The sequence below is a fragment of the Paraburkholderia tropica genome, from assembly GCF_900109265.1.
Classification (GTDB): domain Bacteria; phylum Pseudomonadota; class Gammaproteobacteria; order Burkholderiales; family Burkholderiaceae; genus Paraburkholderia; species Paraburkholderia tropica.
This window is the reverse complement of sequence record NZ_FNZM01000005.1, coordinates 159,499-182,511: the sequence shown is the minus strand read 5'-3', so window position 1 is coordinate 182,511 and position 23,013 is coordinate 159,499. Positions and strand designations below refer to the sequence as shown.

Below are 23,013 nucleotides of genomic sequence, written 5' to 3'. Positions count from 1 at the left end.
TGCGAAATCATGCCTTCGAGCGTGCCGCCCCAAGCGGCGCGAGCGGTCCTGCCCGCGTGCGCTGCGGGTAAAACTTGATGCCGCCGCTGCGCATCGCGGTGGAGAATAGATTTCAAAATCATTTCAACCGGGAGCGCGGCTCCCGCAGGAGACAGCCACCATGGCAATCGACGCAGCAGGCGCGGCGGCCGCGCGCGAAGCGCTCATCGCGCCGCAGGACGGTCTTTCCTACGTGCGCGGGACAGCCGCCACGCCGCTCTCCGACGCCACCATCGGTGAATTCCTGCACGAGACCGTCAGCCGCTTTCCGGAGCGGCCCGCCGTCGTGTTCCGCGAGCAGGGCATACGCTGGAACTGGCGCGAGTTCGCGGCCGAAGTCGACGTGATGGCGGCCGGTCTCGCGGAACTGGGCATCGAGAAGGGCGACCGCGTGGGCATCTGGTCGCCCAATCGCGTCGAATGGCTGCTCACGCAGTTCGCAACGGCGCGCATCGGCGCGGTGCTGGTCAACATCAACCCGGCTTACCGGCTCGCAGAGCTCGAATACGCACTGAACAAGGTCGGCTGCAAGGCCATCGTGGCGGCGGAGCGCTTCAAGACCTCGCAGTATCTGGAGATGCTGCAAACGCTCGCGCCCGAACTCGCGAGCGCGCAGCCCGGCGATCTGCATGCGGCGCGCCTGCCTGCGTTGCGCACGGTGATCCGCATGTGCGATACCGCGACGCCCGGCATGCTCAATTTCAGCGAGCTGATCGAGATGGGCCGCGTTCGGCTCGCGCGCGACGGTTCGGCCTGGCTCGACGCGCTCGGCGCGACGCTCTCGCCCGACGATCCGATCAATATTCAGTTCACGAGTGGCACGACCGGCAATCCGAAGGGCGCGACGCTCACGCATCGCAACGTCGTCAACAACGGGCGCTTCATCGCGATGGCCATGCGTTTGAGCGAGGACGATTCGCTCTGCATCCCGGTGCCGCTGTATCACTGCTTCGGCATGGTGCTCGCGGTGCTGGCGTGCGTGTCGGTCGGCGCGAACATGGTGTTTCCGGGCGAGGCCTTCGATCCGCGCGCGACGCTCGAAGCCGTGTCCGAGGAAGGCTGCACGGCGCTGCATGGCGTGCCGACGATGTTCATCGCCGAGCTCGATCATCCTGATTTCGCGAGCTTCGATCTCTCGCGATTGCGCACGGGCATCATGGCGGGCTCGCCGTGTCCGATCGAAACGATGAAGCGCGTGGTCTCGAAGATGCATCTGGCCGAGATCACCATCGCGTACGGCATGACGGAAACGAGTCCGGTCTCGTTCCAGAGCGCGACCACCGATCCGCTCGACAAGCGCACGACCACGGTGGGCCGCATCCAGCCGCATCTCGAAGTGAAGATCGTCGATCCGCTCGGCAACGTCGTGCCAGTGGGCGAGACGGGTGAGCTGTGCACGCGCGGCTATTCGGTGATGTGCGGCTACTGGGGCGACGAAGCGAAGACGGCGGAGTCGATCATCGACGGCTGGATGCATACGGGCGACCTCGCGACGCTCGACGCCGAAGGCTACTGCAACATCGTGGGCCGCCTGAAGGACATGCTGATACGCGGCGGCGAAAACATTTACCCGCGCGAGATCGAGGAGTTTCTGTTCCGCCATCCGAAGGTGCAGACCGTGCAGGTGTTCGGCGTGCCGGACGCGAAATATGGCGAGGAGGTGTGCGCGTGGATCGTGCTGCGTCCGGGCGAAGGTGCGACGGCCGAGGAGATCCAGACCTTCTGTCAGGGGCAGATAGCGCACTACAAGATCCCGAAGTACATCCGTTTCGTCGACGAACTGCCGATGACGGTGACGGGCAAGGTGCAGAAGTTCGTGATGCGCGCGCAGATGATCGACGAGTTGAAGATCGACGAACAGAAGACGGCCTGAACCTGCAAGACGTGCGGGCGTGCGCGACAGGGCGAGTCGCGCCGTCGCGCGCCAGGCGCATGGCCGCGGGCGATTGAATCATCCGGATGCCGAAGTAATTGAATCCGGACGATGCGCGTGCGGCGACGCAAATAGTCGAACGCTCAGCGAAAAATCAGGAAAAAGCGCGAGGAAAACCGGAAGAAAAACGCGAGGAAGGAAAAACGCGAGGAAGGAAAAACGCGAGGAAGGAAAAACGCGGACGAAAAAAAAGCGGGCCTGGAGCCCGCTAAAAACCACACGCTACGGGGTTAGCGCGAGGAGACCAAAGGAGGAGCCGGCTGATGAAACGTACGAGACGCCGGTCACGGCTCCAGCAAGGATGCCCCTAAGGAGGGCTTCGGCATAAAGCCGACCGGCTGGTGTATCGTGTCCGCTCACACTGGCACCAAGCCACATCCGTGTTGAAACCGTTGAAGGCATTGTGGGCGAATTAATGAACCTTGGCGGTAACAAAGTGTTTCAGGTTGTAACGCCCGCCAGATAAGGCTCCGAGGGATTTTTTGCCATCCGGAGCGGTTTTCGACCGTCATTTTTACCGGCATTTTCCTGTGCTGTCAGCGCGCGCGCAAACGTTAGCGTGAAGCAAAATTCTTATCGCATGAAGAAAGTCCCGCCATGCGGGCGATACGCCGTTTTCGTCACATGAATGCCGCGCGCGGCCACGTGAATGCATGCAGCATCCGCACAGGGCCGTGTATGCGCGGTTCACGGACGGAACATGTTGAAATGCAACGTGTCGTTGCAACTCGTCATATCGTTTAACGAATGTTCGCGCGGAGCGCGCGGCATCGAATGATGCGGATGCAGCAAATCACGCAAGCTGCATCGATCCATCGTGCGCGCGCGACGCGATCTGCGTGTGACCTGCGCATCACTTGCGTTTCACTTCAGCCACTTGTCCGAGATCGACTGATACTCGCCGCTTGCACGCGCAAGATGCAGCCATTGATCGACGTACTGTTGAAACACCACGTCGCCGCGCGGGACCATCCACGCTTTCTCGCCGTATTGAAACGGCTTGTCCGGATGCACCGAGCACAGGCCCGGATTGAGCTTCTGTTGCAGGAGCGTTTCGGAAGCATCGGTGACCATCACGTCGGCCTTGCCCGCGAGGATCTGCTTGAAGATCGTCACGTTGTCGGGATAGACGGTGAGGTTCGCGTGCGGGAAGAACTGCTTCGCGAAGCGCTCGTTCGTGCCGCCCGGATTCACGATCACACGCGTGGATGGCTGATCGATCTGCGCGACGGTCTGATACTTGTTCACATCGTCGCAACGCACGATGGGCGTCTTGCCGTCGACCTGATAGGCCTCGGTGAAGAACGCGCGCTTCTGACGTTCGAGCGTGGTCGAGACACCGCCCACGGCCACGTCGCACTTCGCGAGGAAGTCGGTCATCAGATTGGACCACGTGGTCTTCACGAACTCCGCTTTCACGCCGAGCGACTTCGCGAGCGACTCGGTCATGTCGATGTCGATGCCTTCGAAGGTGCCGTCCGGTTTGTAGAACGAATAGGGCTTGTAGTCGCCGGTCGTGCAGGCGCGCAGCGTGCCGCGCGCGAGCACCTCGTCGAGACGCGAGGGCGCGGCGGCCGTGTTCGGATTCACATTCGGATTCGCGTTCGATTGTGCGAATGCGCAGGGCGTGCCCGCGAGCGCGGCGAGCAAGGCGGCGACGAGTGCGCCGGCGGCGGCGAGCGCCTTGTTGTTCTTCATGCTGCGTGTCTCCTCGTCCTTTGATGGATGCGATGTCATGATCCGGAAAGCCGGTCGATCATAGCCCGCTCGCCATCACGCGTTAAGCATGGACAGACCTGGTAGCGCGCCGCATCGCGCGCGGCAAACCGCGAGCGGCGGCCCGATGCACGCATGCCGCGTCGCGCTGAACATGGTGCCGATGCCGCCCCTGATGCCGCCCCTGAGTCCTCGCGTCGCACTTATGCCGACCATCGGCGCCATGCCGTACGCGTCGGTCCGGTAAAATAGCGGTCTGCTTCCGAATCTCGCGCGCAAGCGCCTCCGCACGTGGCCCACACCCTTCTGAACGACACCTTCCTGCGCGCATTGCTGCGTCAGCCGACCGAGTACACGCCGATCTGGCTGATGCGCCAGGCGGGCCGTTATCTGCCGGAATACAACGCGACGCGCAGCCGCGCGGGCAGTTTCCTCGGCCTGGCGAAGAATCCCGATTACGCGACCGAAGTCACGCTGCAGCCGCTCGAGCGCTATCCGCTCGACGCCGCGATCCTCTTTTCGGACATCCTCACGATTCCGGACGCGATGGGTCTTGGCCTGTCGTTCCAGGCGGGCGAGGGTCCGAAATTCGCGCATCCGGTGCGCACCGAGGAAGACGTGGCGAAGCTCGCCGTGCCCGATATCGGCGCGACGCTCGGTTACGTGACCGACGCCGTGCGCGAGATCCGCCGCGCGCTCACCGACGGCGAGGGTCGTCAGCGCGTGCCGCTGATCGGCTTCTCGGGCAGCCCGTGGACGCTCGCGTGCTATATGGTCGAAGGCGGCGGCTCGGACGATTTCCGCACCGTGAAGTCGATGCTGTACGCGCGCCCGGACCTCATGGAGCGCATTCTCGAGATCAACGCGCAGGCCGTGGCCGCGTATCTGAACGCGCAGATCGAAGCGGGCGCGCAGGCCGTGATGATCTTCGACACCTGGGGCGGCGCGCTCGCCGACGGCATTTATCAGCGTTTCTCGCTGGCCTATATCCAGCGCGTGGTCGACCAGCTCAAGCGCGAGCACGACGGCGAACGCGTGCCGGTGATCACCTTCACAAAGGGCGGCGGGCTGTGGCTCGACGAGATCGCCAATACGGGCGTCGACGCGGTCGGTCTCGACTGGACCGTGAACCTCGGCCGCGCGCGCGAGCGCGTGGGCGATCGCGTGGCGCTGCAAGGCAATCTGGACCCGACCGTGCTGTTCGCGTCGCCGGCGGCGATCCGCGAACAGGCGCGCGCGGTGCTCGACAGTTTCGGCGCGCATCCGGGTCACGTCTTCAATCTCGGCCACGGCATTTCGCAGTTCACGCCGCCTGAAAGTGTCGCCGAACTCGTCGACGAAGTGCATCGTCATAGCCGCGCGCTGCACGCCGCGTCCGCGTGACGTTTTTGTTGCAACGCAGCGCGCAGGGCGGGGCCTGGGCTCCGGGCATCAGGGTAAGACCGGGCTAAAGAGGCCAGCCAGACGCCCTTCGGGGTCTGTCAAGCGTTGACTTATGCACACTTGTCTCGTTGCGGCGCGCAAGAGGGAAAAATTGCCGCAGCGAGCGAGAACGGTCTCGAAAGAATCAATCAGACCCTTGACAGATAAGGCTTTCGCCGCTCCATGGCGTTTTGTGCGGTTTCCCACATAGGCACGCCAAAATGGCTGGCGCGGCGCGTCGACATCGAGTTCTCAACAAAGTTATCCACAGGCGAGACGGCGGGGAGCGCGATTGTTCTGCGGAATCCAAAACTTAGCGCGCAAAGTGAAGTTTTACTTTAAGTTCGGGCGTCGGTGCGCCAGCACACGTAGCGCTGCCGCCGCGAGCGGGTGCGCTGCATGAGCACGCGTTTCGCGCGTGTCGCGCTCGATCACCCGCTGGACGCGCTCTACGACTACCGCTACCCGGACGGCTGGCCCGAGCCGCGTCCGGGCATGCTGGTGCGCGTGCCATTCGGACGACGCGAGTCCGTGGGCCTCATCGTGGAAGTGAGTGCTCACAGCGAGGTGCCCGCGAACAAGCTGCGCGACGTCATCGAGGTCTGCGCGTCGTGCCCGCCGCTGTCGGAAAAATGGCTCGCGCTGGTGGAATTCGCCGCCGATTACTACCAGCGTGGACTGGGCGAAGTCGCATTGCCGGCGTTGCCGCAAGCGTTGCGCGATCCGCCGCGCTGGCCGCGCCTGCTGGCGCCCGAGGAGCGTTACCGCTTGCTGCCCGCGGGCCGCGAAGCGCTGCCCGAAGCCCTGCCCGCCCGCGCGGCGGCGCTGCGCCGTCTGGCTGAGGCGCTCGTGGCCGCCGGTGAGCTCGATCTCGCCGACGCGCGCGCGCTGCATCCGAAGGCCGCCGCGACGCTCGAATCGTGGCGCGATGCGGGTTGGGTCGAGTACGAATGCGTCGAGTTCGGCGCCGCGCCGCGCGCATCCGGGCAAATCCCGACCGTAAAAAATACCGACGACGCCGACAGTGCCGATTTGTCCGTCGGCACGAATGGAAGCGTCGATGCCCGCGCAACAAACGGGGCTAACGGCGCGAACGGAGCGAAAGAACCGGTCGCGCTGCACCGCCTGAGCGACGAGCAGCAAACGGCCGTCGAGGCGATTGTCGAATCGAGCGGCTTCGCGCCGTTCCTGCTGCATGGCGTGACGGGCAGCGGCAAGACCGAGGTCTATCTGCGCGCGCTGGCCGCGCGGCTCGAACGCGAGCCCGAGACGCAGGCGCTGGTGCTCGTCCCCGAAATCAATCTCACGCCGCAGTTCGAGGCGGCGTTCCGCACGCGCTTCGCGGGCGTGCTGCCCGACGGCGCCATTGTCACGATGCACAGCGGTCTCGCCGAGGGCGAACGCGCGCGCCACTGGCTCGCCGCGCACACGGGCCGCGCGCGCATCGTGCTGGGCACGCGGCTGGCCGTGATGGCGTCGCTGCCGCATCTGGCGATGATCGTCGTCGACGAGGAGCACGATCCCGCTTACAAGCAGCAGGAAGGGCTGCGCTACTCGGCGCGCGATCTGGCCGTGTGGCGCGCCAAACAGCTCGCGATTCCGGTCGTGCTGGGTTCGGCCACGCCGTCGCTGGAAAGCTGGTGGCAGGCCGATCAGGGCCGCTATACGCGCCTCACGCTGTCACGCCGCGCGATGGCCGACGCCGTGCTGCCGACGGTCAAGCTGATCGATCTGGAAGAGGAGCGGCGGCGCGGGCGCGCGTCGTTCGAGGGCTTGTCCGGCCCGCTGATCGCGGCCATGAAGGCGCGCCTGGAGCGCGGCGAGCAGAGCCTGATTTTTCTGAACCGGCGCGGCTATGCGCCGACGCTCGCCTGCGACGCCTGCGGCTGGGTTGCCGGCTGTCCGCGCTGCAGCGCCTACGTCGTGCTGCACAAGCCCGAACGCGCGCTGCGCTGCCACCACTGCGGCTGGGAATCGCGCATTCCGCATTCGTGTCCGGAGTGCGGCAACGTCGATATCGCGCCGATGGGACGCGGCACGCAGCGGATCGAGGAAGCGCTCGCGAGCGCGGTGCCGGGCGCGCGCGTGCTGCGCATCGACGCCGACAGCACGCGTCGCAAAGGCAGCGCGCAGGCGCTTTTCTCCGATGTGCACGCGGGCGAAGTCGACATCCTCGTGGGCACGCAGATGGTCGCGAAGGGCCACGACTTCCAGCGCGTCTCGCTGGTGGGCGTGCTGAACGCCGACAACGCGCTGTTCTCGCACGATTTTCGCGCGAGCGAGCGCCTGTTCGCGCAACTGATGCAGGTGAGCGGCCGCGCCGGCCGCGCCGGGCTGCCCGGCGAGGTGCTGGTGCAGACGCGTTATCCGCGCCACGCGATTTATCACGCGCTCGCGCGCCACGATTACGTGGGTTTCGCGAATTCGCAGGTCAAGGAGCGTCGCGACGCGCATCTTCCGCCGTTCGTCTATCAGGCCTTGCTGCGCGCCGAGGGGCGCACGCTCGAAGCGGCGCTGGCGTTTCTCGCCGAAGCGGCCGCGGCGCTCACGGCCATTCCGGCCGCCTCGCGCGTGATGGCCTACGACGCCGTGCCGCTGACGATCGTGAAGGTCATGAACGTGCACCGCGCGCAGTTGCTCATCGAGAGCCAGTCGCGCGCGGCCCTGCAGGCCACGCTGCACGCGTGGCAACCCGCGCTGCGCGCGCTACGCGGCGTGCTGCGCTGGAATCTCGAAGTCGATCCGCTCGATATTTGAGGGCAACCCCCGCCGCCCGATCGCGATGTCGATACGACGCCGCGAAGTCTTATCGCTGCGTTCCGCCCGCCGCGTCGCCCTGACTGGCGCGCACGACGCGCAGCTTGCGCGTTTCCGGCGCCGTCGCGCCACGGATGAACAGCACGGCGCACAGCGCGCACATGCTCCAGACACCTGCCACCACCAGCCACTTTTCCATTTTTTGGTCCTCGCGCCGGTTCGAACGTCCGGCTCCCCGTTGTTCTTTGTATAACGGCACGGCGACAGAAACGATTAGGGTTACCCAGAAAGTGTGGGCCAGGGAAAATACCGAGTGCAGACGCGCCGCCACGGCTGGCGGGCATCTGGCGCAAACCCAGGCCCCACGGGCCTTCTCGCGGGGTGCAACCAGGCATTTTGAATGGTTGCACCTTTTTAATTGGAGGGGTACGATTCGCCAACTTTTTTAGTCTTGGCCGGTGCGGGTCAGCCGGCATACGAAGGAAACATGGCTAGCACCACCCTTGGCGTCAAGGTCGACGACCTCCTCCGCTCGCGGCTCAAAGATGCCGCCACGCGCCTCGAGCGCACCCCGCACTGGCTCATCAAGCAGGCCATCTTCGCTTACCTCGAAAAAATCGAGCACGGCCAGCTGCCGCCGGAGCTGAATGGCCACGTCGGCGCTACCGATCTGGGCGACGGTTCCACCGACGGCCCCGACGAGTACGCCTCACATCCGTTCCTCGAGTTCGCCCAGAACGTGCAACCGCAGTCGGTGCTGCGCGCGGCGATCACGGCGGCGTACCGTCGTCCGGAGCCGGAGTGCGTGCCGTTCCTGATCGGCGAGGCGCGTCTGCCCGCCAATCTCACCGGCGACGTCACCAAGCTCGCCACGAAGCTCGTCGAAACGCTGCGCGCCAAGCGCACGGGCGGCGGCGTCGAAGGCCTGATCCACGAGTTTTCGCTGTCGAGCCAGGAAGGCGTGGCGCTGATGTGTCTCGCCGAAGCGCTGCTGCGTATTCCCGACCGCGCCACGCGCGACGCGCTGATCCGCGACAAGATCAGCAAGGGCGACTGGAAATCGCACGTCGGCCACGCGCCGTCGCTGTTCGTGAACGCCGCGACCTGGGGCCTCATGATCACCGGCAAGCTGGTGACGACGAATAGCGAAACGGGTCTGTCGTCGGCGCTCACGCGCATGATCGGCAAGGGCGGCGAGCCGCTGATCCGCAAGGGCGTCGACATGGCGATGCGCCTGATGGGCGAGCAGTTCGTCACCGGCGAGAACATCTCGGAAGCGCTCGCGAACAGCCGCAAGTTCGAAGCACGCGGCTTCCGCTATTCGTACGACATGCTCGGCGAAGCGGCGACGACCGAAGCCGACGCGCAGCGCTACTACGCCTCGTACGAACAGGCGATCCACGCAATCGGCAAGGCAGCGGGCGGACGCGGCATCTACGAAGGCCCCGGCATTTCGATCAAGCTCTCCGCGCTGCATCCGCGCTACTCGCGCGCGCAGCAGGAACGCACGATGAACGAGCTGCTGCCGCGCGTGCGTGCACTCGCCGTGCTCGCGCGCCGCTACGACATCGGCCTCAATATCGACGCCGAAGAAGCCGACCGCCTCGAACTCTCGCTCGACCTGCTCGAAGCGCTCTGTTTCGACTCGGAACTCGCGGGCTGGAACGGCATCGGTTTCGTGGTGCAGGCTTACCAGAAGCGCTGCCCGTTCGTGATCGACTACATCGTCGATCTCGCGCGCCGCAGCCGTCACCGCATCATGGTGCGCCTCGTGAAGGGCGCGTACTGGGACACGGAAATCAAGCGTGCGCAGGTGGACGGCCTCGAAGGCTATCCGGTCTACACGCGCAAGATCTACACCGACGTGTCGTACCTCGCGTGCGCGAAGAAGCTGCTCGGCGCGCCCGACGCGGTGTACCCGCAGTTCGCCACGCACAACGCGTACACGCTGGCCGCGATCTATCACCTCGCGGGCAACAATTACTATCCTGGCCAGTACGAATTCCAGTGCCTGCACGGCATGGGCGAGCCGCTGTACGAAGAAGTCACCGGCCCGCTCGCGCAAGGCAAGCTGAACCGTCCGTGCCGCGTCTACGCGCCGGTCGGCACGCACGAAACGCTGCTCGCGTACCTCGTGCGCCGTCTGCTCGAAAACGGCGCGAACACCTCGTTCGTGAACCGTATCGCCGATGAAACCGTGCCGGTCGCCGAACTCGTGACGAACCCCGTCGACGATGCCGCGAAGGTCGTGCCGCCGGGCGCGCCGCACACGAAGATTCCGCTGCCGCGCGAACTGTTCGGCAGCGAGCGTCTGAATTCGATGGGCCTCGATCTGTCGAACGAACATCGCCTCGCGTCGCTGTCGTCGGCGCTGCTGGCGAGCGCGCATCATCCGTGGCGCGCCGCGCCGATGCTCGCCGATATCGACCTCGCCGAAGGCACCGCACGTGATGTACGCAATCCGGCCGATCATCGCGATCTGGTCGGCACCGTGGTGGAAGCGACGAGCGAGCACGTGAGCGCCGCGCTCTCGCACGCCGTGGCCGCCGCGCCGATCTGGCAGGCGACGCCCGTCGATGCGCGCGCCGACTGCCTCGCGCGCGCCGCCGATCTGCTCGAAGCGCAGATGCACACGCTGATGGGCCTGATCGTGCGCGAAGCGGGCAAGTCGCTGCCGAACGCGGTGGCGGAAATCCGCGAAGCGATCGATTTCCTGCGGTATTACTCGACGCAGATCCGCGAGGAATTCTCGAACGACACGCATCGTCCGCTCGGTCCGGTCGTGTGTATCAGCCCGTGGAATTTCCCGCTGGCGATCTTCATGGGCCAGGTTGCCGCCGCGCTCGCCGCCGGCAACACGGTGCTCGCGAAGCCCGCGGAACAAACGCCGCTGATCGCCGCGCAAGCCGTGCGCATCCTGCGCGAAGCGGGCGTGCCCGCCGGCGCGGTGCAACTGCTGCCGGGCGACGGCGAAACCGTGGGCGCGGCGCTGGTCGCCGATCACCGCACGCGCGCCGTCATGTTCACGGGCTCGACCGAAGTCGCGCGCCTCATCAACAAGCAGCTTTCGCAGCGTCTGGATTCGGAGGGCCGTCCGATTCCGCTGATCGCCGAAACGGGCGGCCAGAACGCGATGATCGTCGATTCGTCGGCGCTCGCGGAACAGGTCGTCGCCGACGTGCTGCAAAGCGCGTTCGACTCGGCGGGCCAGCGCTGCTCGGCGCTGCGCGTGCTGTGTCTGCAGGACGACGTGGCCGAGCGCACGCTCGAAATGCTCACGGGCGCGATGAAGGAACTGGCGATTGGCAATCCTGATCGTCTGTCCGCCGACGTCGGTCCGGTGATCGACGTGGAAGCCAAGCGCGGCATCGACACGCACGTCGCGATGATGCGCGAGAAGGGCCGCAAGGTCACGCAGATGCCGATGGCCGACAGCTGCGGCGCAGGCACCTTCGTGCCGCCGACGCTGATCGAAATCGACAGCCTCGACGAACTCAAGCGCGAAGTGTTCGGCCCGGTGCTGCACGTGATCCGCTATCGCCGCAGCCAGCTCGACAAGCTGCTCGAACAGATCCGCGCGACCGGTTACGGCCTCACGCTCGGCATCCACACGCGTATCGATGAAACGATCGCGCACGTCGTGGGCCGCGCGCATGTCGGCAACATTTATGTGAACCGCAACGTGATCGGCGCGGTGGTCGGCGTGCAGCCGTTCGGCGGCGAAGGTCTGTCGGGCACGGGTCCGAAGGCGGGTGGCGCGCTGTATCTGTCGCGTCTGCTGGCCAAGCGTCCGGCGGGTCTGCCGCAATCGCTCACGAAGGCGCTGGTGGTCGACATGCCGCAAGGCGAGAACGGCGAGCGTCCGCAGTCGGCGCAAGGCAATCTCGCGGTGCTGCGCGACTGGCTGATCGCCGAACGTCAACCGGCGCTCGCGGCGCGTTGCGAAGGCTATCTGGAATACGTGCTCGCAGGCGCCACGGCGGTGCTGCCGGGCCCGACGGGCGAGCGCAATACGTACACGTTGTCCGCGCGCGGCACGGTGCTGTGCGTGGCCTCGACGCCGACCGGCGCGCGCGCGCAACTCGCGGTCGTGCTGGCGACGGGCAACCGCGCGCTGTTCCAGGGCGCGGCCGGTGAAGCGCTGGTGAACGCGCTGCCCGCGTCGCTGAAGGCGCACGTTGCGATCAAGAAGACGGCCGATGCCGAATTCGACGCCGTGCTGTTCGAAGGTGACAGCGACGAACTGCTCGGCCTCGTGAAGGAAGTGGCGAAGCGCGGCGGTCCGATCGTCTCGGTGCAGGGCGTGGCGGCGCATGCGCTCGCCAACGGCGACGAAGATTACGCGCTCGAACGACTGCTCACGGAGCGCTCGGTGAGCGTGAATACCGCAGCGGCAGGCGGTAATGCAAATCTGATGACGATCGGCTAAGCACAGTCCATACTGTCGGTCGTCTCAAGACAAGGAAGCGGCAAGGCTCGCGCCGAAGCCGCTCATTTGATACCTGGTACCAAGGAGAAGCTATGCAACACACGATGAAGCAGCTGGCAGGCGCAGCGCTGGTTGCGGCCCTGTCGCTGGCGGGGACCGCGCAGGCGCAGCAGGCGGAGGACGTCAAGATTGGTTTCGCAGGTCCGATGACGGGTGCGCAGGCGCACTACGGCAAGGACTTCCAGAACGGCATCACGCTCGCCGTCGAGGAAATGAATGCGACCAAGCCGGTGATCGGCGGCAAGCCGGTTCACTTCGTGCTGGATTCGGCCGATGACCAGGCCGACCCGCGCACGGGCACGACGGTCGCGCAAAAGCTCGTCGACGACGGCATCAAGGGCATGCTCGGCCACTTCAACTCGGGCACGACGATCCCGGCTTCGCGCATCTACGCGAACGCAGGCATCCCGCAGATCGCCATGGCGACCGCGCCCGAGTACACGCAGCAAGGCTTCAAGACCACGTTCCGCATGATGACCTCGGACACGCAGCAAGGCTCGGTGGCCGGCGCGTTCGCGGTGAAGAACCTGGGCCTGAAGAAGATCGTCGTGATCGACGACCGCACGGCTTACGGCCAGGGTCTCGCCGACGAATTCGCGAAGGCTGCGAAGGCGGCGGGCGGCAACATCATCGACCGTGAATACACCAACGACAAGGCCGTCGACTTCAAGTCGGTCCTGACGAAGGCCAAGGCGATGAACCCCGACCTCGTCTACTTCGGCGGCGCCGATTCGCAAGCCGCGCCGATGGTCAAGCAGATGAAGTCGCTGGGCATCAAGGCGCCGCTGATGGGCGGCGAAATGGTCCACACGCCGACGTTCCTGAAGATCGCGGGCGACGCAGCCAACGGCACCGTGGCCTCGCTGGCGGGCCTGCCGCTCGAGGAAATGCCTGGCGGCAAGGACTACGTCGAGAAGTACAAGAAGCGCTTCGGTGAAGACGTCCAGACGTACTCGCCGTACGCTTACGACGGCGCGATGGCCATGTTCGCAGCCATGAAGAAGGCCAACTCGACGGATCCGGCGAAGTACCTGCCGTTCCTCGCGAAGACCAGCATGCCTGCTGTGACCTCGGCCGACCTCGCGTACGACGCGAAGGGCGACCTGAAGAACGGCGGCATCACGCTGTACAAGGTCGTCGACGGCAAGTGGACGACGCTGCAAAGCGTGGGCGGCAAGTAATCGCTGCCTGACCGCTTCGCGCGGTTCGACGCTGTAAAAAAAGCCCCGCAGGCTTTAAACCTGCGGGGCTTTTTCTTTGCATTTGAATCGCGTCGCGCGAAAGGTGAGGCTATTCAGGATCGCTAACGATATCCCGGCGTGTTACTGCGCACGCGCCTTGCGTCCCTGTTCGCGAACCTGTTCGAGCGTGGCGGCGGGCGTGCTCGCTTCCTTCGTCACGCGAATCTCGATCAGCGCCGGCTTGCCCGCATTCAGCGCGCGATCGAGCGCGCCCGCGAACTGCGCCGTGCTCGTGACCGTTTCGCCGTGCGCGCCGAACGACTGCGCGAAGGCCGCGAAATCTGGATTGGTGAGCTGCGTGCCGTGGACGCGGTTCGGATAATTGCGCTCCTGATGCATGCGGATCGTGCCGTAGTGGCTGTTGTTCACGACGATGAACACCACGTTGAGCCCGTATTGCATGGCGGTCGCGAGTTCGGACGACGCCATCATGAAGCAGCCGTCGCCCGCGAGCGCGACCACGGCGCGTTGCGGATAAAGCGACTTCGCCGCGATGGCCGCGGGCACGCCGTAACCCATCGCGCCGCTGGTGGGCGCAAGCTGCGAGCGGAAATGCCGATACGCGAAATGCCGATGCAGCCACGTCGCGTAATTGCCCGCGCCGTTGGTGACGATGGCGTCGTCGGGCAGGCGCGCGCGTAGTTGCTGCATCACTTCGCCGAGCTGCACGTCGCCAGGCATCGGGCGCGGCGTGCGCCACGCGAGATACGCCTCGTGCGCCTGCGTCGCGCTGCCGGTCCAGGCCACCGAATCCGGCGCGGGCAACGCGGCCAGTTGCGCGGTGAATTCCGCGAGACCGGAGACGATCGGCAGATCGGCGGCATAGACGCGGCCGAGTTCTTCCGCGCCCTGATGCACGTGAATCAGCGTCTGCTTCGTCTTCGGAATGTCGAGCAGCGCGTAGCCCGCCGTGGTGGCTTCGCCCAGACGCGGCCCGAGCGCGAGCAGCACGTCGGCTTCGCGGATGCGCGCGCTCAGCGCCGGATTCGCGCCGAGCCCCACGTCGCCCGCGTAGTTCGGATGATCGTTGTCGAGCGTGTCCTGAAAGCGGAACGCGAGCCCGATCGGCAACTGCCAGTTTTCGACGAAGCGTTGCAGATCGGCGCACGCCTGCGGCGTCCAGCCGTGACCACCCGCGATCACGAACGGCTGCTTCGCGTTCGCGAGCAGCTCGCGCACGCGCTCGATCTGCGCCTGCGAGGGCGACGCCTGCACGCGCTGCGCGGCGGGCGCGGTGGGCTGCGCCGTGGCGGCGGGAATCGCGTCGCTCAACATGTCCTCGGGCAGCGCGAGCACGACCGGACCGGGACGCCCCGACATCGCCACATGAAAGGCGTGGCTCAGGTATTCGGGCACGCGCCGCGCGTCGTCGATCTGCGTGACCCACTTCGCCATCTGGCCGAACATGCGCCGATAGTCGATTTCTTGAAACGCCTCGCGGTCCATCTGCTCGCGCGCGACCTGGCCGATCAGCAGGATCATCGGTGACGAATCCTGAAACGCGGTGTGCACGCCGATCGAGGCATGCGTCGCGCCCGGACCGCGCGTGACGAGCGCGACGCCCGGTTTGCCCGTGAGCTTGCCGACCGCTTCGGCCATGTTGGCGGCGGCGGCTTCGTGACGGCACACGAGCGTGTCGATGCGCGCGGTTTCGTCGGCGAGCGCGTCGAGCACGGCAAGATAGCTCTCGCCGGGCACGCAAAACACGCGCTCGACGCCATTGGCGACGAGCGCATCGACGACGAGGCGCGCGCCGGTCACGCTCGCCGGTTTGTCGTGATCGTGGTCGTGATCGCTGCGGGTCGTTTCGTTCGGCTGCTGCATGGCGATGCCCTCTCCTTCGTTCTTTTCGTGAATCAGGTGGATCGTTTCGAGTCGCTTCGGGTGACGTCAGCAGCCGCGCACGCTCACATCAGCATTCGACGATGTTGACCGCGAGTCCGCCGCGCGACGTTTCCTTGTATTTGGTCTTCATGTCGGCGCCGGTTTCGCGCATCGTCTTGATGACCGAATCGAGCGAGACGTAGTGCGCGCCGTCGCCGCGCAGCGCCATGCGCGCGGCGTTCACGGCTTTCACCGAAGCCATCGCGTTGCGCTCGATGCAGGGAATCTGCACCATGCCGCCGACCGGATCGCAGGTGAGGCCGAGGTTGTGTTCCATGCCGATTTCGGCGGCGTTTTCCACTTGCAGCGGCGTGCCGCCGAGCACGGCGGCGAGCGCGCCCGCCGCCATCGAGCAGGCCACGCCCACTTCGCCCTGGCAGCCGACTTCCGCGCCCGAGATCGACGCGTTGAGCTTGTAGAGAATGCCGATCGCGGCGGCCGTGAGCAGGAAATCGATCACGCCTTGCTCGTTCGCGCCCGGCGTGAAGCGCACGTAGTAGTGCAGCACGGCGGGAATGATGCCGGCCGCGCCGTTGGTCGGCGCAGTGACGACGCGGCCGCCCGCCGCGTTTTCCTCGTTCACGGCGATCGCGTAGAGGTTGATCCAGTCGATCATCGAGAGCGGGTCTTGCAGCGCGCGTTCGGGATGCGCGGTCAGCGCGCGATAAAGCTGCGGCGCGCGGCGCTTGACCTGGAACGGGCCGGGCAGCGTGCCGTCGGCATCGGGATTGTTGATGCCGCAGCCGCGCGACACGCACGCCTGCATCACGTCCCAGATACGCAGAAGGCCGGTGCGGATTTCCTCGTCGCTATGCCAGATGCGCTCGTTTTCGAGCATCAGTTGCGCGATGCTTTTGCCGGTCGAGGCGCACAGCGCGAGCAGTTCGGCGCCCGAGGTGAACGCATGCGGCATCTGCTGCGCGGCGGCCAGCACCTTGGTGTTCGGCGCGCCCGCCGTCACGACGAAACCGCCGCCGACCGAGAGATAAGTGCTTTCGCGCAGCGTCTCGCCGTTGGCGTCGAGCGCGCGCAGCTTCATGCCGTTCGGATGCTCGGGCAGCGCCTGGCGATAAAAGGCGATGTGCTCCTTCATCACGAACGGAATCGTGTGATGGCCGAGCAGCGCGAGCAGGCGCGAGGCGCGCACGGCTTCGAGACGCGCGTTGATGGTCTCGGGATCGACCGTGTCGGGCGCGTCGCCCATCAGGCCGAGCATCACGCCGCGGTCGGTGCCGTGGCCTTTGCCGGTCGCGCCGAGCGAGCCGTACAGTTCGACCTTCACGGAGGCGGTGGGCGCGAGCAGCCCGTCGCGCTCGAGTCCCTCGGCGAACATCAGGGCCGCGCGCATCGGTCCGACCGTATGCGAACTGGACGGCCCGATGCCGATTTTGAAAAGGTCGAAAACGCTGACTGCCATGGGTACTGCTCCTGCTTGATCGTGTCGGTTTCAGGGGATGCTGCGCGGTGTGGTGCGCGACATCGAATTCATGCGCCACCGCTGCAACCCGTCACGCGCGATCAGCGCGCCGGCAACGGCAGGCAGACGGCAAGCCACGCGGGCGGCGTGGGTGCCAGTTTCAGGGCGATCGGCGCATAGCGGCCATCGAGCCGCGCGGCCAGGTGAAACAGTTCGGCGGCGTTCTTCGGATCCCATGCGCCGGTGTAGCCGGGCAAACCGGCCTCGCGGCGTTTGGCGTCGAACGGCACGCTCGAATGCACGAACTCCTCGTGCGTCTTCTCGCCGAGCGCGTACGGCGTGAGCCAGTCGAGCGCGCTCGCCAGCGTGGCGCCGTTGGCCGCGCGTTCGGGCAGCCAGTTGCGGTTGTGGCGGCGCGCGGCGAGCGCGGCCGTCACGAGCGGCTGCAGATCGTAGGTCACGTAGTGCAGCGCGTCGCGCTCGGTGAAATCGAGCGTGGAGCCGTCGGGCGCGACGTTGTCGCCGATATGCTCGACGAACAGACGCTGCGCCGTCGCGATCATCTTGCGGTTGTCGAGCGTGAACGCCGTCATCGCAATGAGCTTGACCCGATGGCTCTGCCAGTTGTTCGCGAACGTGCCCTTGAGCGGGCGCGGCTGCGCGTCCACCTGCTGGATGTAGCCGTTCGCGAACTTGTTCAGAAACAGCATGGTCGCGTTGCGCGTTTTCACCGGCAGCGCGCTCGCGGTCATGTCGTACGCGAGGATCAGCGCTTCGAAGCGCGTTTCGTCGATCGGATTGAAGCTCGGCTGATAGGTCGTGACCCACGCGTACAGAAAGCGGTCGACGAGCTTCAGGAAGCGGTCGTCGCTCGTGGCGCGCCAGGCGAGCGCCGCGTTGCGCATCAGGTCGAGTTCCTTCTCGGCCTCGACGCTCTGGTCGTAGATGCCCTCGTGCGGCAGCGTGCCTTCCGTGTGCAGCCGCGCGAGCGGATGCGGCACGTCGTTCACGTGCGCCTGCACTTCGGCCACCAGCGCTTTCACGCCGGGGTCCGAATTGGTGCGTTCGCTGGTCTGCAGGGCCGGTGCCGCGCAGAAGTTCATCGCCGCGCGCGCCGGTTGCGCCGCGCTCAGGGCCGCGAGGCCCGCACTCACGAAACAGGCCGCCGCGAGCGTGCGCGCGCCGCCGCGCGCCAAGCGGCCCTTGGCCTGCGTGATCGCCGGATTTCCGGCCAAGGCCGTTCCCACCTTCCGCGCCATGCGCGACTCCCTGGTTCAAGGCTGACAGGTGTGTGATGTTAACGGTTTGGCGAGCTTTGGCGAAGTTTCGCGGCGGCAAATGTAACGAAAGTAACGTCGCAGGGCGGGGCGCACGCCGGGTCGCCGGGCCGGCCGCACGGCGCCGCCGCGTCGACCGGAGGTCGTGCGGCGGCATGGCGGCGGTCATGGCCGGTTACCCGACGGTTACGCTCATTCGCCGGCGGTCCCGTCGGCCTGATCGTCGTAAGCGTCGATCGGCACGCACGAGCAGAACAGATTGCGGTCGCCGTAGACGTTGTCGGCGCGGCCGACCGGCGGCCAGTACTTGCGCGCGACCAGCGACGCGAGCGGATACGCCGCCTGCTCGCGCGAGTAGGCGTGCGCCCAGCCGTCGGCGACCACCACGGCGGCCGTGTGCGGCGCGTGACGCAGCGGGTTGTCCTCGGCGTCGGCGCGACCGTCTTCCACGGCGCGGATTTCCTCGCGGATCGCGATCATGGCGTCGATAAAGCGGTCCAGCTCCTCCTTCGACTCCGACTCGGTCGGCTCGACCATCAGCGTGCCCGGCACCGGGAAGCTCATGGTCGGCGCGTGGAAGCCGTAGTCCATCAGGCGCTTGGCCACGTCGTCGACGGTGATGCCGCTCGCATCCTTGATGGGGCGCAGGTCGAGAATGCACTCGTGCGCCACGAGGCCGCCGGGGCCGCTGTACAGCACCGGGAAGTGCGGCGCGAGCTTGTTCGCCACGTAGTTCGCGTTGAGGATCGCGGTTTCGGTCGCGGCGGTGAGGTTCGCCGCGCCCATCATCGCGATGTACATCCACGAAATCGGCAGGATCGAGGCCGAGCCGTACGGCGCCGCGCTGACCGCGCCGATGCCGTGACCCTGATCGGTCGAGCGCTTGTAGCCCGACGAAAGCTGGTTCGGCAGGAACTGCGCGAGGTGCGCGCCGACCGCGACCGGACCGACGCCCGGGCCGCCGCCGCCGTGCGGAATGCAGAAGGTCTTGTGCAGGTTCAGGTGCGAGACGTCGCCGCCGAACTGGCCCGGCGCCGCGAGACCGACCATCGCGTTCATGTTGGCGCCGTCCACGTAGACCTGGCCGCCTGCCGCGTGCACGATTTCGCAGACTTCGCGCACGTTTTCCTCGAACACGCCGTGCGTGGACGGGTAGGTGATCATGATCGCCGCGAGCTTCGCCGCGTGCTGTTCGGCCTTGGCCTTGAGGTCGGCGAGATCGATGTTGCCTTGCGCGTCGCACGCGACCACCACGACCTGCATGCCCGCCATCTGCGCGGAAGCCGGGTTCGTGCCGTGCGCCGAAGCGGGAATCAGGCAGACGTTGCGGTGCGCATCGCCGCGCGAGGCGTGATACGCCTGAATGATCAGCAGACCGGCGTACTCGCCCTGCGAGCCGGCGTTCGGTTGCAGCGAGACGGCGGCGTAGCCGGTCGCGGCCACGAGCATCTGTTCGAGCTGATCGACCATTTCGCGGTAGCCGACGGTTTGCTCGGCGGGCGCGAACGGGTGAATCTGGCCGAACTCGGGCCACGTCACCGGCAGCATTTCCGAGGTGGCGTTGAGCTTCATCGTGCACGAACCGAGCGGAATCATCGAACGGTCGAGCGCCAGGTCCTTGTCCGAGAGGCTGCGCAGATAGCGCAGCATTTCCGTTTCCGAATGGTGACGGTTGAAGACCGGATGCGTGAGGTAAGCGCTTTCGCGCGCGAGCGCGGCCGGGAAGGTGGCGGCGTTGGCGGCGGCGAGTTCGGCGTCGAGCGCGTCGACCGACGGCGTCTCGCCCGCGAACGCGGCTTGCGCGAACACGGCGAGCAGATCGGCCAGATCGCCGCGCGTGGTGGTTTCGTCGACGGAGACGCCCACGCGCGTTTCGCTCACGCGGCGCAGGTTCATGCCGCGCGCGAGCGCCGCGTCATGCAGCGCCTGGGTGCGCGCGCCCGCTTCGAACGTGATGGTGTCGAAGAACGACGCGTTGACGAGCGTATAGCCGAGCTTCTGCGCGCCCGCGGCCAGAATGGCGGCCACGCGGTTCACGCGTTGCGCGATTCGCTTCAGACCCTGCGGACCGTGATAGACCGCGTACATGCTGGCCATGATCGCGAGCAGCGCCTGCGCCGTGCAGACGTTCGAGGTGGCCTTTTCGCGGCGGATATGCTGTTCGCGCGTTTGCAGCGCGAGGCGCAGCGCCGGGTTGCCCTGCGCGTCGACGGTCACGCCGACGAGACGGCCCGGCATCTGGCGCTTGAAGTCGTCCTTCACCGCGAGGTAGGCGGCGTGCGGGCCGCCGAAGCCCATCGGCACGCCGAAGCGCTGCGAGTTGCCCACGGCCACGTCCGCGCCCCATTCGCCGGGCGGCGTGAGCAGCGTGAGCGCGAGCAGGTCGGCGGCGGCGATCACCGCGCCGCCTGCGGCGTGCACGGCCTGGGCGAGTTCGCGGTAGTCGCGCACGTCGCCGTTCACGCCCGGATATTGCAGCAGCACGCCGAAGGCGTTCGCCTGCGCGGCCTCGGCGGCGGGGCCGACCTTCACTTCGATGCCGATCGGTTTGGCGCGCGTCTGCACGACTTCGAGCGTTTGCGGCAGCACGTCGTCGGCGACGAAGAACACGTTCGACTTCGACTTGCCCACGCGCTGCACGAGCGTCATCGCTTCGGCGGCGGCGGTGCCTTCGTCGAGCAGCGATGCGTTGGAAATGGCGAGGCCCGTCAGGTCGACGATCATCTGCTGATAGTTCAGCAGCGCCTCCAGACGGCCTTGCGAGATTTCCGGCTGGTACGGCGTGTAGGCCGTGTACCACGCCGGATTTTCGAGCACGTTGCGCAGGATGACGGCCGGCGTGTGCGTGTCGAAATAGCCCTGCCCGATGTACGAGCGGAACACCTGGTTCTTGTCCGCGAGCGCGCGCAGCGCGGCCAGCGCCTCGGCTTCCGAGCGCGGCTGCGAGAACGGCCCGAGCGGCAGCGTCTCGGTGCGGCGGATCTTCGCCGGAATCACCGCGTCGATCAGCGCCGCGCGCGACGCGAAGCCGAGCGCGTCGAGCATCGCTTGCTGGTCGGCCGTGTCGGGGCCGATGTGGCGGGCGGCGAAGGCGTCGTGCGCTTCGAGCGCCGCGAGCGAGAGAGCCGTGGGCGAGGTGTTCATCAGACGATCCGGGTGTTCGAGCTTCATGAGGTTTCCTGCCGGCGCGGGCGGCGCGTCGCGTAGTGCCGCGATGCCGCCGCGCCTGTGCGTTGGGACGGGCCTTCTGCGAAAGCCGTCCCGGGGTTTAGGCGCCGATGGCCTTCTCGTAGGCGGCGGCGTCGATCAGCGCGTCGAGCTTGGCGTCGGCGGCCGGCTTGATCTTGAAGAGCCACGACTCGTAGGGCGCGCCGTTCACGCCTTCGGGGGCGTCGACGAGCGCCGAGTTCGATTCGACGATCTCGCCCGAGACCGGCGCGTAGATGTCCGAGGCGGCCTTGACCGATTCGATCACGGCGATGGCGTCGCCCGCCGTGACGGCGCGGCCGGCTTCGGGCAGTTCGAGGAAGACGATGTCACCGAGCGCTTCCTGCGCGTGATCGGTGATGCCGACGGTCAGCGTGCCGTCGGCTTCGGTGCGGATCCACTCGTGCGATTCGGTGTATTTCAGATCGGCCGGGATGCTCATGGTTGCTCCAGTGCGTGGTTCGTTTATGACTTGAAAAGAGGGTGGGCGTGCGCGCCGGAATCCTTGCGGATCAGGCGACCAGCACCTTGCCGTTGCGCACGAACGGCAGTTTTACCACGCTTGCGGGAAGGGCTTTGTCGCGGATCTGCACCTGCACGACGTCGCCCGGCTGCACGCCCTCGGGCACGCGCGCGAAGGCGATGGATTCCTGCATCGTCGGCGAGAAGGTGCCGCTCGTGATCTCGCCGTCGCCGTGCGGCGTCAGCACTTTCTGGTGAGCGCGCAGCACGCCGCCGGCCTTGCCGTTTTCCTTCTGCAGGATCAAGCCGACGAAGGTCGAGCGCGTGCCGTTCGCTTCGAGCGCGGCGCGGCCGACGAACTCGCGCGGCGTCTTCAGGTCGACGGTCCAGGCGAGGCCCGCGTCGAGCGGCGAGACGCTGTCGTCCATGTCCTGGCCGTAGAGGTTCATGCCCGCTTCGAGGCGCAGCGTGTCGCGCGCGCCGAGGCCGCAGGGCTTCACGCCCTGGCGTTGCAGCGCGTCCCAGAACTCGCAGACGGCGGCGGCGGGCAGCACGATTTCGAAGCCGTCTTCACCGGTGTAGCCGGTGCGCGCGATCATCAGCTCGCCGAACGGCGTGGCGTCGATCTTCGCGGCGTTGAAGGGCTTGAGGATTTCGGTGGCGCTGCGCGAGGAGGGCGCGACGGCCCAGACTTTCTCGCGCGCGTTCGGGCCTTGCACGGCGACGATCGCGAGATCGCGGCGCGGCGTGATGGTGAGGCCGAAGCCGCCTTCGGCGTTGAGCTTCTCGAACCAGGCGATGTCTTTGTCGGCGGTGCCCGCGTTGACGACGGTGCGGAACGCGTCGTCGGCGAAGTAATAGACGATCAGGTCGTCGATCACGCCGCCTTCGGGGTTGAGCATGCAGGAATAGAGCGCCTTGCCGGGCGTCGTCAGCTTGGCGACGTTGTTGGCGAGCGCGCGGGCGAAGAATTCGCGCGCCTTCGCGCCCGAGAAGTCGACGACGCACATGTGCGAGACATCGAACATGCCGGCGTCGGTGCGCACGGCGCGATGTTCGTCGATCTGCGAGCCGTAGTTGACGGGCATGTCCCAGCCGCCGAAATCGACCATGCGGGCGTTCAGCGCGCGGTGCGTGTCGTTCAGCGGAGTGCGTTTGAGTTCGGTCAT

Annotated in this window: 14 protein-coding genes; 6 read left to right on the top strand and 8 right to left on the bottom strand. The window is 66.4% G+C overall.

Annotation, left to right across the window (positions count from 1 at the left end; translation table 11 throughout):
- Nucleotides 1-160 precede the first annotated feature (160 nt).
- Nucleotides 161-1,912: an AMP-binding protein gene (locus tag BMY06_RS09625; protein ID WP_074982838.1), complete on the top strand. Its 1,752-nt coding sequence runs from the start codon at nt 161-163 to the stop codon at nt 1,910-1,912.
- 98 nt (nt 1,913-2,010) lie between these two features.
- Nucleotides 2,011-2,184, top strand: coding sequence for a hypothetical protein (locus BMY06_RS39555; RefSeq protein ID WP_167371404.1), 174 nt, complete (start codon nt 2,011-2,013; stop codon nt 2,182-2,184).
- Between the two features lie 652 nt (nt 2,185-2,836).
- On the opposite strand, the gene BMY06_RS09620 is transcribed toward BMY06_RS39555, so the two are convergent.
- Entirely contained in the window at nt 2,837-3,670 is an 834-nt protein-coding gene (locus tag BMY06_RS09620) for a transporter substrate-binding domain-containing protein (RefSeq protein ID WP_110327861.1), read from the bottom strand.
- A 309-nt stretch (nt 3,671-3,979) separates the two neighbouring features.
- Here BMY06_RS09620 and hemE point away from each other — a divergent pair, with 309 nt between their 5' ends.
- Nucleotides 3,980-5,071: a uroporphyrinogen decarboxylase gene (gene hemE, locus BMY06_RS09615; RefSeq protein WP_065061747.1), complete on the top strand. Its 1,092-nt coding sequence runs from the start codon at nt 3,980-3,982 to the stop codon at nt 5,069-5,071.
- Between the two features lie 438 nt (nt 5,072-5,509).
- Nucleotides 5,510-7,867, top strand: a complete 2,358-nt coding sequence (locus BMY06_RS09610) for a primosomal protein N' (protein ID WP_074982836.1) — start codon at nt 5,510-5,512, stop codon at nt 7,865-7,867.
- A gap of 49 nt (nt 7,868-7,916) precedes the next feature.
- Here BMY06_RS09610 and BMY06_RS39550 read toward each other — a convergent pair whose 3' ends face one another.
- Entirely contained in the window at nt 7,917-8,066 is a 150-nt protein-coding gene (locus BMY06_RS39550) for a hypothetical protein (protein WP_167371403.1), read from the bottom strand.
- 288 nt (nt 8,067-8,354) lie between these two features.
- Between BMY06_RS39550 and putA the strand changes: the two genes are divergently transcribed.
- Together putA and BMY06_RS09600 are read left to right on the top strand one after the other, a co-directional pair.
- A complete protein-coding gene (gene putA, locus BMY06_RS09605; RefSeq protein ID WP_074982834.1) occupies nt 8,355-12,296 on the top strand; it encodes a trifunctional transcriptional regulator/proline dehydrogenase/L-glutamate gamma-semialdehyde dehydrogenase in 3,942 nt (1,313 codons plus the stop codon).
- Between the two features lie 92 nt (nt 12,297-12,388).
- Nucleotides 12,389-13,537, top strand: coding sequence for a branched-chain amino acid ABC transporter substrate-binding protein (locus BMY06_RS09600; RefSeq protein ID WP_065061745.1), 1,149 nt, complete (start codon nt 12,389-12,391; stop codon nt 13,535-13,537).
- Nucleotides 13,538-13,678: 141 nt separating this feature from the next.
- Here BMY06_RS09600 and BMY06_RS09595 read toward each other — a convergent pair whose 3' ends face one another.
- The 6 genes from BMY06_RS09595 to gcvT all read right to left on the bottom strand — a co-directional run bounded on the left by BMY06_RS09595 (nt 13,679) and on the right by gcvT (nt 23,013).
- Nucleotides 13,679-15,421 (bottom strand): thiamine pyrophosphate-binding protein, encoded by a 1,743-nt coding sequence (locus tag BMY06_RS09595; RefSeq protein ID WP_080180608.1) that lies wholly within the window; start codon nt 15,419-15,421, stop codon nt 13,679-13,681.
- 88 nt (nt 15,422-15,509) lie between these two features.
- Nucleotides 15,510-16,898, bottom strand: coding sequence for an L-serine ammonia-lyase (locus BMY06_RS09590; protein WP_074982832.1), 1,389 nt, complete (start codon nt 16,896-16,898; stop codon nt 15,510-15,512).
- A 101-nt stretch (nt 16,899-16,999) separates the two neighbouring features.
- A complete protein-coding gene (locus BMY06_RS09585) occupies nt 17,000-18,001 on the bottom strand; it encodes an alginate lyase family protein (RefSeq protein ID WP_231957661.1) in 1,002 nt (333 codons plus the stop codon).
- Between the two features lie 366 nt (nt 18,002-18,367).
- Nucleotides 18,368-21,346 (bottom strand): aminomethyl-transferring glycine dehydrogenase, encoded by a 2,979-nt coding sequence (gene gcvP / locus BMY06_RS09580; RefSeq protein ID WP_074982829.1) that lies wholly within the window; start codon nt 21,344-21,346, stop codon nt 18,368-18,370.
- Nucleotides 21,347-21,443: 97 nt separating this feature from the next.
- Nucleotides 21,444-21,824: a glycine cleavage system protein GcvH gene (gcvH, locus tag BMY06_RS09575; protein ID WP_065061741.1), complete on the bottom strand. Its 381-nt coding sequence runs from the start codon at nt 21,822-21,824 to the stop codon at nt 21,444-21,446.
- A 70-nt stretch (nt 21,825-21,894) separates the two neighbouring features.
- Entirely contained in the window at nt 21,895-23,013 is a 1,119-nt protein-coding gene (gene gcvT / locus BMY06_RS09570; RefSeq protein WP_065061740.1) for a glycine cleavage system aminomethyltransferase GcvT, read from the bottom strand.